Source organism: Bacillus sp. GW821-FHT01G09 (assembly GCF_059422205.1).
The window spans coordinates 843846-859206 of the sequence record NZ_JBWKWL010000002.1 but is presented as its reverse complement, the minus strand read 5'-3'; the positions used below and the strand labels follow the sequence as shown (position 1 = coordinate 859206).

The following is a 15361-nucleotide window of genomic DNA, read 5'->3' as shown; positions in this document are numbered from 1 at the left end:
GCATTGGATATTCAGAACAATTACTGCATCCTGTTCCGCCGTCAATGGCTGATAGATAGATAAATTCCGCAGCTGAAGCTCTGAGCAGGAGAAGCCGTGTTCTCTGAATATCTGGTAGATTATATCGATATAAGCCAATCCCGGCAGGACATTTTGTCCGTAAACCACATGGTGATAAATAAACGGATTTTTTAACGATAATGTGAGTTGTTTCGTTATCTTTTTCACGTTAGACCTCCACCTCATAAGTATCCCATATGTTTGCCGCAGTCATTTTCGAAGTCTCCGCTTCCAGCTTTGTCTCGCCTGGCGAAAGCATTCGTTTCTTTAATTGAGGAGGCGATATTGGACTGCGCTTGATGGCGTGTTTTTCATCTTTTTCCCACGCCTCTACGATGACATGGGCATTCGTCCCCCCATCGGCAAAGCAGTTAATAGCCGCAGTAGGCTGCGAATCTGTCCATTTTTCCAGGGCTCGGCTGAACGTGATGTTCGCTTTCTGTTGATCGAAATGCGCCATCTCTTTTTCACCTGATAAAAATGGGACAAAGCGGCGCTCTTTCAGCATCAGCACAACCTTAATGAAGCTGGCGATCCCTTCAGCACATAGCGGATGCCCGATGTTCGGCTTGATTGAGCCAAGAGAAAGAGGCGATGAGTGCCCAGAACGGTACACTGATTGGATCGCTTTTAGCTCAAGGAGATCGGTTACAATTGAACCTGACCCGTTTGCCTCAAGATAGCTGATGTCCTCTGGTTTTTTTCCGCTTTTGGAAAGCGCATCTTTCATGACTTCCTTTTGCGCCTCCAGATTAGGTGTTGCAGGCCCCGCCGTTCTTCCGTCATTATTGACCGAGGCCGCTTTCACAACAGCATATATGGTATCTCCGTCTTCCAGCGCCTGTTTTACCGTTTTTAACATGACCATTCCGACGCCTTCACCTAACACAACTCCGTCAGCACGCTCATCAAACACATGGAAGGATGAATGCTTGCTTAAAATGCCGCGCCGGTCAAACAGCCTGTGAGAGGCATCTGAGCTCAGCAAGCTGACACCGCCGACTATGGCGGATTGAATATCTCCGCCACGCAGCGCCTGAATGGCCATATTCATGCCGACCAAAGCTGACGAGCATGCGGTGTCAACTACAACACTCGGGCCGCGGACATCAAAAAATTGTGAAAGATTAGCCGCTAAATAATTTTGGCCGACTGTCACGATCGGATTCTTGGCATGATCAAGGCTCTCTTCATCAGGTTTGTGCTGGCTTCTGCCTCCGATATAAACACCGACAGGCTTTCCCTTTATTTCCTCAGGCGTATAACCGGCGTGATACAAGAGTTTCAGACACTCTTCCAATACGAGTAGTGCTTGCGGATCCATCGCCCTTACGTCTTCTTCATGAAGCAAAAAGAAATCAGGATCAAAATAGCTGACGTCATCAATCACGCCGGCATAATATGGCGTCTTACAGCCCCAACGCTCTGCCGGAATCGGGCCGATTGACGAACGCCCCTCGGATAGTAACGACCAATATGACTCCAATGTATCTGCCCCAGGGAATCGGCAAGAGAGTCCGACAACGGCAATACCTTCTGCATGAGAGTCCGGTGACAAAATCGCTGGCGCCTGAATCTGAGGTGTAAGAGCTCGATCCTCCGCAGGAACAGCTGCCTCCGCCTCTATTTTGTTCTCCAAAGGTGCTGATGCATCCGATATCCTGCCTCCGAATAAAGCGGACAGCCTTTCGGAATAAGAACCGATCAGCCAATCTGCGAACCTTTGAATTGTCGGGTATTCATATAGAATCGATGGATCGAGTGCTGCTTCTAATTTGCGGTTTATACGCTGGAGCACTTGTGCCAAAATGATCGAATCCACGCCATAATCCTGAAACACCCCGTCAATCTCGAAGTCTTCACGATCTATTCTCAGCTCTTCGGTAAACAGATCAACAAGCCAGGACTGTGTTTCAGATAATAACCCATCACATTTGGAAACTTCATCGGCCTCTTCAATGTCTCTGGCTGGCGGGCTCTGTAAAGCAGCTTCCTGCAAACCGCCCTCATGCGGTTTCCTCCTCTTCATCAGCAGTTCCGGCTCCCAGTTTGTTTGATTCGCCATCGCAGGGAGAACAACCGGTCCGAACATTTTCGATAAAATTTGATCTAGAAAACGTAAGCCTTCTGAATTCGTAATGCTCAACAAGCCGCTTTCCCGATACGCTTGATTTGTCACTTCACCCATACCGGTTTCTTTCCAGTTCGGCCACTGAACACTGATGATCGGCGCATGTTTCTGATGTGCTTCTGCAAAATAATCCATATAGCTATTGGCCATCGCATAGTCAGCTTGTCCCGCCGAAAGCTCCGGAATAATGGCTGAAACAGAAGAAAATAAGACAAAAAACTGTAAAGGCTCGTTACACACATGGCGATATAACGTTGTAAGACCTGACACCTTAGGTTCCAGCACCCGCTGAATATCATCTGAAGTTTTTCGGATAAATGCCAGCGTATCCATATCCGTCAGACCTGCACAATGAATGACACCGCCAATCGGTCCTAATGTTCGCTTGATATGTTGCAGCGTTTGCTCAACCTGAGCATCATCAGATAACGTCAGCGACAGCATCTCCACCTGTACACCCTTCGCTTCCAGCTCCCGCACTGCCTGGATTTTCTGGGCAACTGATGTGTTCGAGGTGTCAAAACGAGTCCATTCCTCTCGCGGAGGAAACTGTTCTCGTCCGGTCAGCACCAGTTTTTTCACTCCATAGCACTCTGCAAAATGACGGGCGCATAATAGTCCGATGCCTCGTGTGCCGCCTGTAATGAGAAGCACATGATCTTTCGGGAAGACCGCGCTCTGTTCCGTGGCCTTACCTGTTTCCGGATGAGCTTTTAGAAAAGCTTGATACCGTAAACCATCCCTGTAGCAAACCTCCGCATCATAAGAATCGGAATAAAACTCATCAGCGATCAACTTCGCGAGACGGCGATGATCAGTAACCTCCTCTGCATCCATATGCCTTGATATAAGATGGCTGTACTCGCATTGGAGCATTCGATACAACCCAGCCCGTGAGGCGCCAGCCATCCGGACAGATGTGTTTTGAAACGATTCGAGCCCCTTCGTCACACAAAGCAGCCTGAGCCCCTCTTTATGCCCGAATTCAACCAGTCTTTGCACCCATTCAATCCAATCCAGCCGGCCCTCATCATCCTTACCGCATCCGATGACATCCACTAGGCCGTCAAACTCTTTCCAATCAATGTCTGACTGATCATTTTCTATCCGGCTCACATCTAATAAGAGATGATTCGGAAAATACGAAGACACTTCTGCTGCTAAATCTGCTGTCTCTTGATTGCTCAGGATGGCAACAGTTCTTGTCCCCGGCACTGCTGAGCCAATTGGACTCAAACTCCATTGTTTCGTCAAAAAGCATGCAGCCCGATCTTCAATCGCATTAACCAGTTCTTTTTTGTCTCTTTCTGAATGTTCCTTTGCCGGCACCCAATAGTGATCCTTCGCAAACGGATATGAAGGGAGGCTGATCAGGCGCGGTTTGGTCTCTCCGTATAATGTGTTCCACTGGATTGAGACCCCTTTGACCCATAAATCAGCAAGTTTGGCGTATTTTCTTTTTCTGATCCAAGCATCAAGTGCCAACGCCATATCTTCATCTGCTGTAAAAATAGTCTGGGTCTCTTTATTTCGATGAGACTGTCCCCGGAAAAATTCGTCTGTTTCTTCCTTACCGTCAACAAACGCCTGCAGTTTCTCTTCAAGTTCCTGCATTGTCCCCGCAACACACGCCAGACGCTCATCCATTTCTTCGCGCCCGACCTGCAGGGTGTAAGCGATGCGGTGCAACTCCTGATCTGTATATTTTTTATTGCGAATCGCCTCAAGCAATTGCAAAGCACGATCTATCAGCCTGCTTTTATTTTTAGCCGACAGCACAATCACGTTTGGCTGTCCTGTAGCCGTGTGTTCTGAATTGGCTTTTGGCATATATTCTTCAACCACAATATGCGCGTTTACTCCGCCAATCCCAAACGAACTGATTCCGGCACGGCGCGGAAGCTCGTTTCCGTCACGATCTGTGACAGACTTCCATTCCTGTTTTTCCTGAACGATGTAAAACGGACTGTCTGTCAGCTGAAGATAAGGATTAAGCGTCTCGCAATGCAGGCTTTTCACTAACGTTTTATGCTTCATTTGCAAAAGCACTTTGATCAAACCGGAAATACCGGCTGCTAGCTCTAAATGACCGATATTGCTTTTAACTGAGCCGATGCCGCAACGGTGATCCGGAACATCCGGCTGGCTCTCGCCTTTCATATTGGATAGTTCCTTAAACGCGGCTTTCAGCCCATTTATTTCAATCGGATCGCCCAATTCCGTCCCTGTTCCATGTGCTTCGATATATGTGACAGTGCTTGGATCTATGCCTGCTTGGCGATATGCACGCACCAACAAATCAGCTTGTGCTTTCGGATTAGGCGATGTCAGGGTATTGGCTCTTCCGCCGTGATTTTCCGCCGTCCCCCGAATAACGCCGTAAATATGATTTCCGTCGCGCTCGGCATCTTCCAGCTTTTTCAGCATGACCATTCCGACCCCTTCGCCTCTGGCATAGCCATTCGCATCGGCGGAGAAGGTTTTACACCTGCCGTCTTTGCTGAGCATACCAGCCTTGCTGTAGCTAATATGCGCCTCCTCGGTTAAGATCGTATTCACGCCTCCAGCGATCGCCATCTCACAATCACCGTTTTGCATCGCAGTCACAGCACGGTGAATGGCTACAAGAGAACTGGAACAGGCCGTCTCTACTGGTTCGCTCGGACCATGAATATTTAAAAAATAACTCATTCTATTCGGGCCTACCGAAGGAATCATATGACCTGTAGCAGCATGGCCTTCAATTGGAAGATTCGCTCTTTGGAATAGATCTTTATAACCGGTGTTTCCCGTACCGATAAAGATACCGGTCCCTGTACCCGAAAGGCTTTGCGGTGAGCAACCCGCATCTTCCAGTGCCTTCCACACGTATGTCATTAACAAGCGCTGCTGAGGGTCTACATAATCAGCTTCTCGCGGCGAAATACCAAAAAACAACGGATCAAACTCAGCGACACCGTCAATAAATCCGCCCCATTTGATGTCGGTTTTATTGACGTCAGTGTCTGGGTTTCCATAATGCTCCCGCCAATCCCATCGATCTTTTGGAACTTCTGTGATGCTGTCTTTTCCTTCTTCTAGGTTTTTCCAAAATTCATCTATATCCATAGCGCCAGGGAATCGGCCGCTGATGCCGACAATTGCAACCGGCTCAAAATCGGCAGCCTGCTTTTTGTTTCTTTCTGCTTTTGCAATAACAGGCTGTGTAAAGCGGCGCTTTCTACGTGATGTGATTTTCGGCGCTTCAGGGGATTTTGTCTGTAACTCTTCCTGTCCCTCTGGTTTTTCGCGCTCCTGAACCAGGGTGTCCTCATGTTCAGCAGTCAAATACTCAGCCAGGCTTTGGATGCTTCCATATTCAAAGAAAATGGTCGGCGTTAGCTCCAACTGAAATTCTTCGTTAATCTTGTTTGTAAAGACCGTAAATGTAACGGAATCAAATCCGTATTCACTCAGCTCTGTATTGACATCAATATCTTCACTATTTACTTTTAAAATTGCACTGACCATGTTGCTTAATGATGCCTCCAGGCTGTTTAAACTGTGCAATGAGTTTGTTCTTTCATCTATGCCTTTAGCAGTAGCATCTTGATTCCATTCGCCCTGATACGCAGCAACTACATATTCAGCCAGGCTTTGGACGCTGCCATATTCAAAGAAAATGGTCGGTGTTAGCTCCAACTGAAATTTTTCGTTGATCTTGTTTGTAAAGACAGTGAATGTAACTGAGTCGAATCCGTACTCACTCAGCTCTGTGTTGACATCGATATCGTCAGTGTTTACTTTCAAAATTGCGCCAACCATTTGGATTAAGGCTGCTTCCAATTTTCTAGTTTGTCCTTGATCCTGATCCGCCTTTCTCTGATCGTTCCGCTTGGCTTTCGATCCTGCGGAAAGCAGTTTTTGTTTCATTTTCTGAAGCTGTCCTTCCATCACAAAAACTTGCGGCTTATCAGATGCTATCCCCTGATAAAATGCTTTCAAGCCACTATCTGTCGGCATCGGGACCATTCCCGTCGTTTTCAGCATTCTCTTTTCATCTTCAGCGCCGACTTGCATACCGCCTTCTTCCCATAACGGCCAATTGAAGGAAATGGTGGAGCCGAATCTCTTTTTTGATGCCGCAAGAGAACGGCGGTATTCAGCAAATGCATCCATAAACGAATTGGCTGCCGCATAATCGGCTTGTCCAGCGTTTCCTAAACATCCCGAAACAGATGAGAAGAAAATGAAAAAGTCCAATGGGAAATCCTTGCTGCATTCGTCTACATGTAACAACCCGCTTACTTTAGGCTGCAACACTTCTTGAAACTCTTCATTCGTTTTATGAATGATGAAGTGATCTTTAATGCTGCCTGCACCGTGAATAATTCCATTGAGAGTGCCATATTTTTCTTTGATTTCCTCAAAAAGATGACGAGCCGCATGCTGATCACTTACATCAGCCTCTCGATAGACAACCTCCGCTCCGATGCTTCGAAGAGCCTCCAGTTCGTTTTCCTTATCCTCACTTAAAACAGATCGTCCCGTCAGCACAATAGTAGACCGGCCAGTTCGCTTGGCAATTTCCTTTGCAAACAGAAGGCCTAAGCTTCCTGCTCCGCCTGTGATTAGATAAACACCCTCGTCTCTCCACGGCATGTGAAGCGTATCAGCTGAAGGAAGCACCATTTCCCTCCAGCCTTTCACAAAACGGTGTCCAGCCTCATATCGAATCTGTTTGTCAAATGGTCTCCGGCTGTCGTCTTTCAGCTTGAGGTGAAGGTCTATCATCTCTTCAGGTTTCTCAATTTCGATGACCTGAGCAGTCAGTTTGCTGAACTCTATTTCTGCTGTTTTAAACAGACCGGAAACGCCGGCAAACAATTGCTTCTCTTTTTCCAGCGGAACAATCGCTTGAATGATGATACGGCCTGCAGAAAGCTCACGGACCTTGCTTTGCAGGAGTTCAAAAATGTTCTGCATGTAACATTGATAACGTTCAGCAATATGTCCTACAGCTTCGTTTAGAGTAATCACACGGGCATCTTTCATGTGGGAGGCAATGCTGTCTGTGACACTTCGTTCAGTTTCGAAGAGAACAATGATATGCTCCGTGTACGAAGGATCTTCGTCCTCTCGTTCTTCATTCTGTTTTTCCCACACCGGTTCAAGCATTAAGCGTTCGTGCCGTGTTGAAGGCTTTGAAGTATGAACCTCCCCTTCTAATACTCTCGTTGAGAATCCTTTGATCCTGACACATACGCTTCCACTCTCGTCAATGACATCGATATCCGCTTTCTGAACAACCCCTCCGGAGTGATCGCTGTCACTTAAGCGAGCATAAGCCCACATAGAAGAAGAACACCCTTTGATCACCTCAAGCTCCTCAAGCGCAAATGGCAAAATCAGCTTTTGATCCGTCAATTCCTGCATGATGCATATTGTTGCTGTCTGCAAGGCGGAGTCCATGATACTTGGGTGCAGCACAAACTGTTCATTCGTTCCAGAAACGATTTCTGGAAGCTGCAGCTGCGCCAAAACCTCTCTGTTTCCTATATTCACATTCTTAATTCCTTGAAAGGCCGGACCATGGAACATTCCTCTGCTTCTGCCTTCTTCGTAAAATTGATCAGGCGACATCTTTCCTTTGCCGCAGCGGCGTGAAATTTCAGCGAGATCTGCGACTGGTGTTTCGACGGCAGATGCCAGCTCCGCACTGCCTTGACTATGAATAACAGGGTCGTCCCCGTCTTCCTGTGTACTGTAAATGTCAAAGGTGATTTTTCCATCTTCTTCAGGAAAGAGCCTGATATCCACTTGAGCTGAATGTCTGTCAACCACAACAGGCTGAACCCAGACTGTATGATTCAATCTGATTCTGACAGCTTGGCCAATTTCACTTCCTGCCGCCTGGTTTATAGCCGCGTACGCCATTTCAAGGTACGCAACACCAGGAAGCACAGGCTTTCCTCTTACCACATGGTCTCTTAGGAAGAATTCGTCACCAGTGAAAACCGAACTGAATTTCTGTTCAGAAAAATCAGATGTATTCTGATGAAGCAATGGATGAATAGAGCCGATCCCTGTCTGATTTCCGGATATTTGCGCCACCGGTTTGCGGTCATCCTGCGACGGCCAGTATCGTTCCTTTGCAAATGGATAAGTCGGCAGACTCATTCTGTTTTGGCGCTCTCCCTTGTAAAGCTGCATCCAATCTATATGCGCTCCCTTGCTCCACATTTCTGCAAGCTTGTTTACTTTTCCTTTGGCCATCCACTTACGTATGAGTTCAGCGCTGTCCTCATCCTCCGTCAGCCATGAAACCTCTCTTGCATTGTGCTTACTTCCTTGAAAACAGCCTTCAATCGCTGTTTTTCCATTGATAAAATCTGTGAGCCTCTGTTTTAACTCATTTACATGATCGGCAATAAAGACAACGCGATGCTCCATCGCTTCGCGCCCCACCTGAAGGGTATACGCAAAATCAGGCAGCTGGCTGTTCTCAAGCCCTCTTCTTTCCAAATAGGCCAGAATGTCTTCTGCATACTCTTGCAGCCTCTCTTTATTTTTCGCCGAGATCGGGACAATGCAGGTTCCGTCTATCTTTCTCTTATCTGAATCCCTTTTGAATTGTTCAAAAATGGCATGGGTATTTGTCCCGCCAAGCCCGAACGAGCTAAGTGCAGCCCTGTGCGTTTTGATCTCACGGCTTAACGTTTTCTTTTGATCAACGACGTAAAAAGGAGAGCTGGCTAAGTCTGTATTTGGATTCGGCTCCTTATAATTGATACTCGGTGCAAGCTCTTGATGATAAAGACTCATCACGACCTTAATGCAGCCCGCAAGACCGGCGGCTGTATCTAAATGTCCGATATTGGTTTTCACCGACCCAATGCCGCAAAATTGCGTTTTATTTGTATATTGCCTGTAAACGTTTGTTAAAGCCGCCAGCTCGATCGGGTCCCCCAGCTTCGTTCCGGTCCCGTGTGCTTCTACATAGCAGATGGATTCAGGCTGTACCTTCGTTTGATTCATGACCTGTTGGACCACGTCAGCCTGGCCTTTAACGCTTGGAGCATAAAAGCCGACTTTGTCAGCGCCGTCGTTATTTACACCAATGCCTCTCAGCAAGGCATAGATATGATCCCCGTCCTTTACTGCATCAGCTGCTTTTTTCAGCAATACAACAGCAACGCCCTCACCGCCTATCATTCCGTCAGCTGAAGCGTCAAAAGCTTTAATATGTCCATCACTCGAAAAGTTCAGCCCCGGCTGATGCACATATCCGATATTTGACTCGGTATGCAGCGTTGCACCGCCAACTAAAGCATAATCAGATTCACCCGACAGCAGGCTTTTATAGGCAGAATGCAATCCAATCAGAGATGATGAGCAGTTGGCATGAACAAAATAGCTTGGCCCTCTCAGCCCGAGTTTATGAGAAATCATTGTCGGAATCGTCCCGCTCTGTGCAAGCACCCACGAAACATAGCCGTCCGGCGTCTCCAGGCTCTCTGTTGTATCTGACGGCAGCAGCGCGCGATAAGAATTATTGCTTGCCGACATAAAAACACTGGTTTGCGGAATCTGTCCCGCAGCATAACCGGCATCTTCTATTGCTTTCCATGAATGAGTCAGCAGCATCCGAAGCTGAGGGTCCATAAATTCAGCGTCTTTAGGAGAGATTTGAAAGAAGCTTGGATCAAATCTGTCTTTCCCCTCAATTGAAGCTTTAGCAGGGACATAGTCGGCATTCTCCGCTATCTCCTTTGAAATGCCAAAGCGCTGAAGCTCTTCTTTATTGAAAAACGCAATGCTTTCCTTGCCGTCTCTGAGGTTCTCCCAAAATTCATCATGATTTTTTGCCCCTGGAAATTCACACGATATGCCAATAATCGCCACACTATCGTCATAATAGTCCGGGAGATCACTCATCTCGGTAGACTGATCTTCTATATGAGCTGGCGGTTCTATCGGCACATGGTCACTTGCATCGCTCATTCGCTGTTCAGTGATGTACTGGCTGATATTATTAATCGTTGAATACTCAAACAGGTCTGTGACAGAAAACTCACAGGATAGTTCATGTTTGATGCGATCAGCCACAGTGACCGCGAGAAGCGAATCCCCGCCCACATCGAAAAATCCGTCATCCCATTCAATGTCACCCGTTTTCAGCACTTCCTGCCAAATGGTAAAAACAGTATCCTGAATGTTCTTAGGAGAGGTCTGCCTTTGCTTTAGCTGCTCCCCTGATAAATCGATATTCTTAAGGCTGTTTCTATCTATCTTTCCGTTCGGGGTTAACGGCATATGATCAAGCTGAATAAAATAAGAAGGCACCATATAGGCAGGCAAAGCGTTTTTCACAAAATGACGCAGTTCTCTCGCTGTGAGAGAAGCATTTGCATGTTTAGCTGTATAATAGGCAGCTAGGTTATCCATATCTGCGACCACAACGCATTCCAGAATGCCGGGATGCTCACTAAGCCTGCTTTCAATATCACCAAGTTCAATACGGAATCCGCGGATTTTTACTTGATTATCGATGCGGCCTATATATTCAATTCGCCCTCCCGGAAGCCAGCGGGCCATGTCTCCCGTTCTATAAAGCTTAGACCCAGGTTCAAAAGGGTTGTCAATGAATCTCGAATCCGTTAATTCTTCCTTTTTGTAGTAGCCCTTCGCCACACCGTCTCCTGCAATGCACAGCTCACCCGGGACACCTGCCGGCACTGGCGCGAGCTGAGAATCCGTAATATAGATTTGTGTATTGGCGATTGGCCTTCCTATCGTGGCATGAGAGCATTCATCGTTAATGCGCTGAACCGCTGACCAGATAGTTGTTTCGGTTGGCCCGAACATATTCCAGGCTTCGCTGCCCGTATCTAAGAAATATCGTTTTAATGTCTCAGGCAATGCTTCGCCTCCGCATAAAATTTTCACGCTCTCTTCATTTTCCCAGCCTGAATAAAAGAGCATCTTCCACGTAGCGGGGGTTGCCTGCATCACTGTCGGTTTGATCGTGCGGATGTCCCGTTTCAGTTTTTCAACGTCTTTTGTATGCTCCGTTTGACAAATATAGCAGTGTGCGCCCTTTATTAAAGGCAAAAATAATTCCAGAGCTGCGATATCAAAACAGTAGGTTGTGACAGCAAGCATTTTATCCTCTGCCGTAAGACCTGGTGTTTCCCCCATCGAAACGAGAAAGTTTGTCAAAGCTTTATGCGGTATCATGACACCTTTTGGCTTTCCTGTGCTGCCGGATGTATAAATGACATATGCCAAGTTCTCCGGCGTGACAGTGCGTGTAAGCACTTTTCGATCAGAGGCTGTTTGAGCAATTTCATCCCAATCTTGATCTAAAAGAGCTGTTGTGACACCGTTCCAACTCAACGTATTTACTAATTCCGATGTCGTCAGTGTAATGAAAACTTCACTGTCCTCAAGCATGTATTCTAATCGTTCAGCCGGATAGGACGGGTCTAGCGGCACATACGCTCCCCCAGCCTTGAGGATCGCTAATAAACCCACTAGCATGTCCAGCGATCGATCCACATAGATCCCCGCCAGACGGTCAGGACCCACTCCATGCGCCTGCAAATAAATGGCCAGCTGTGTGCTTCTTTCATCAAGCTCCTGATACGTCAATGTTTGACCTTCATAGCTGACAGCCGCTCTATCAGGCGTCTTTTTCGCCTGCTGCTCAAACAACTCATGAAAAGTTATATATGGATACGTTTTTCCTGTGGCGTTCCATGTTTTGAGAATCATCTGCTTCTCTGCCTCTGGTAATAAAGAATACTCTTTTAAAGGCTGAGAAGGATTCAACATCGCCTGCTCTGTTACATAAACAAAATGGTCGAACATGGCGGATATAGAAGCCGCATCAAACAGCCCAGTATTGTACTTGATGTTCAGCTCCATTTTTTCTTCTGTTTCCCACAGTTCAAATACTAATTCGTATTCGCCCTCTTGGTGAATACACTCAACGAAATCGACAGAAAAGAAGTCAGCATAGCGGCTCAGCAAGCTTTGATAGCTTCCGGATTGAAGAAAATTCTGATAGAAAAAAGCGGTTTGAAATACCGGTGAACCTGCTTGACTGCGAGGAATATTCAGATCCCTCACCATTTTTGGAAAAGGATATGCTGCATGATCAAGTCCATCCAATATCGTTAATTGCAATTTTGAAATAAAGCTAGAAAAAGTGTCTGCCGGGTTCAGCTCACTCCGAATCGGGAGCATATTGAGAAAATGTCCAATGGCATCATCAAATCTTTCTTCCGGCCTCACCATGGCCGGCATGCCGACGATCTGTTCCTTTTGGCCGGTGTAACGGCCAAGCAGCACCATATAGCAGCTTAAGAATACCGTCGTGACATTTACAGAATGCTCTTTCGCAAACGTTCTGACCTGATTCATGAAGCCGCTGGACAGCCGCCTGGTGTATGTATCCTCTCTAAACTCAGAATCGACTGAACTTGCGCTGACATTAGGCAGCTGAAGATTCGGCAAAGTTCCCGATAGCTGTTTCTGCCAATATGTACGATGCTTCACACCGTCTTTGCCGGCAAGCATGTTTTTCTCCCATGCCGCAAAATCATGATAAATGGCAGGAGAAACAGCTATTTCCGGCTGCTGTCCTTTTAAAAGAAGCTGATAGGTATCAAACAGACTGCGTATAAATGTGACAGACGAAACTCCGTCAAAAATCAAATGGTGAATGACAACTAATAAAAAATGCTCTTGTTCAGATCTGGAAAAGCTCATGACACGCACTAACGGGCTGTTTTCCTTTACATACGGTTCCTTTACTTTCTTTCTAAGAAAAGCAGGAATATCAGACTCTTTCATACTTGAGATATTTTCTGTCTTGATTTCAATTGAAAGTGCTGGCTCATTTTTAAGAAATGGCACTCCGTCTTTCTCTTGGATGACGTGCTTTAAGATTGGGTGCTGATTCAATACATGGCCGAAAGCCTGCTGTAATGTTTCAAGGTGAAGCCCTGACGAAAATTTAAAACAGAGAGGTACGTGATATGCACTTTTTTCGGGTGACATTTTTTGCAATGTCCATAATCCTTTTTGAACCTCAGAGAGAGGCTGAAAAGTTGCCTGACTCCTTTCCGGTTCGGTTTTATATGTGTCCGTGCCCTTTTTGTCAGCAGACAAGCTGCTGAGGTCTTCATGTTCTGATAGATAGCTGGCTAAGCGTTCAATTGTAGGATATTGATGTATCTCTCTGGCTGTTAGTTTGATATGGTAGTTTTTCTCGATCGATCGAATGAGCTTCATCATCTTGATAGAATTCACACCAAGACTTTGGATATTTGCATTTGGCTCCACCCAATCGCGGGAAACATGCAGCTCCTCAGTCAAACAGGTGAGCAGATGCTTCTGTATTTCTTCCCTTACTCTTTTCACATGGTCTGCTTGCTGTATCTCCTCATCCTGGACTGCATCGTTCATCCGATTGGGTTTATGTAGCAAGTGGTCGAACTCTCCATTTTCAAATGAAGTTTTTAGCTGGGTGCGCTGGATCTTTCCGATAGCCGTTTTTGGAATCTCTTCTTTTTGTACAGGCAGCAAATATTCCGGGGTGACTCCGATCACCTGTGAGACATGGGATTGTATGTTTCTAAGAAGCTGAGACATTTGCTCATCATTTAATTTTGCGGAAGTAACAAAGAAGATAGCCAGCTGATCTGTTGAATTCTGGCCCAGACGGACAGCGCAAGCAGCAGTATAAGAAGTTTCAATTTCAGATAATTCTTCAACTGCAGACTCAATTGCATGACTGTAATAATTAATGCCGTTAATGATAATTGCATCTTTCGTACGGCCTGTTATGGTTAAGCGCCCGTTTCGCAAAAAGCCAAGATCTCCGGTTTCAAACCAGCCGTCTTCTGTAAACACACTCTCATTCAAATCAGGCCGCTGGTAATAACCGCTAGTAACAGAAAGACCCGAGACTTGAAAACGGCCGATCTCGCCCTCTTCAACCAATTCATTATGGTCATTCACAATTCTCATAGAGAAGCCGGGGATTGGAGAGCCTATTTCAACAAAATGATCATCATCACTTGTTCCAGCCCGGGTAAATTCATGAGAAAAAATAACGCCCGATGAAGTTTCGGACATTCCCCATGCAGGTCGGATGGCGTCAGCAGGCAGTCCATGTGGTTCTAAAAGCTCAAGTATTCTGCGCCCTACCTTGGCTACCATTGCTTCACCGCCATTGAGCATGTATCGCATTGAAGACAGATCCCATTTCTTATCTTTTATTTCTTCTGCAAAATCAGTAACCAGACCAAACGCAAAATTCGGCGCCCACGTAACAGAAGCTCGGTAATGATCAATCCAATCCAGCCATTTCAACGGCTCCATTAAGATCGTTTCGCTTGAGACGTTAATTTCCTGACAGCCAAGATAAACATCCCGCAAATGCAGCATTCCGATCCCTCCGACATGGTCAAACGGCATCCAGTTAAACGTAATATCCTCTCTGGTGAAGCCTTGCATTTGAATAATCCCTTTCACCATGCTCATAATGTTACGATGATTAAGCATAACTGCTTTGGGCGTTCCCGTACTGCCTGAAGTCAGCAATAAAAGCGCTAAGTCTTCAGGACTGGATTGATGCCAATCTGTGTCCGCTTCAGCGCTGAGCAGATCCTCTAAAGCAATTGCCCTGAACCCTTCAAGCTCTTGTTCTTTTGCCCAATCGAGCATTTCCTGGTGCATCCCCCGATCCGTAATCACCGCTGGCTTGTCAAGAAGCGTCCATGCGTCTTTCAGCTTTTGAGTGCCGCTGCTCGATTCAGCATACGTTGGCGGAACGGCTAATGGAGCCGGAACAATCCCTGTTAACACACACCCCCAGAACGCAGGGAGAAGCTGTGAATTGTCACCAAGCTGCAAAATCACGTTTTGTTTTGCTTTTAGGCCTGATTGGCGAAGCCCATTCATAATGCGCAATCCATTATCCCATAATCGTCTGTATGATTGATAAACTTCAGTTCCATCCGGCTGCAAATAAATGATTCCCTTTGTATCCCCAAGCTCCGCCGCCGTTCTGTATAAAACTTCAGGTATTGTTGACGGCTGCTTTTCAGATATATGTAAAGGCTCCCCATGACTGACAGAAGGATTAGCCAATATGCGGATATTATTATTATTTCTCAT

General features: G+C 46.4%; 2 protein-coding genes (1 of these 2 running past the window's edge). Both read right to left on the bottom strand.

Going from position 1 to position 15361, the window contains the following annotated elements; all coding sequences use genetic code 11:
• A protein-coding gene (gene pksL, locus AC07VD_RS09780; protein WP_494721718.1) for a polyketide synthase PksL crosses the window boundary here: on the bottom strand, positions 1 to 246 show its start. Its footprint begins 13368 nt before the window's first position; the window shows 246 of its 13614 coding nt (coding positions 1-246); its start codon is at positions 244 to 246; its stop codon lies off the left edge, out of view.
• Entirely contained in the window at positions 230 to 15361 is a 15132-nt protein-coding gene (pksJ, locus tag AC07VD_RS09775; protein ID WP_494721717.1) for a polyketide synthase PksJ, read from the bottom strand. The genes pksL and pksJ overlap by 17 nt, the downstream gene beginning before the upstream one ends.

Excerpts from the sequence above, each read along its gene's own strand:
- pksJ (WP_494721717.1), bottom strand. The coding sequence starts at position 15,361 with ATGAGAAATAATAATAATATCCGCATATTGGCTAATCCTTCTGTCAGT.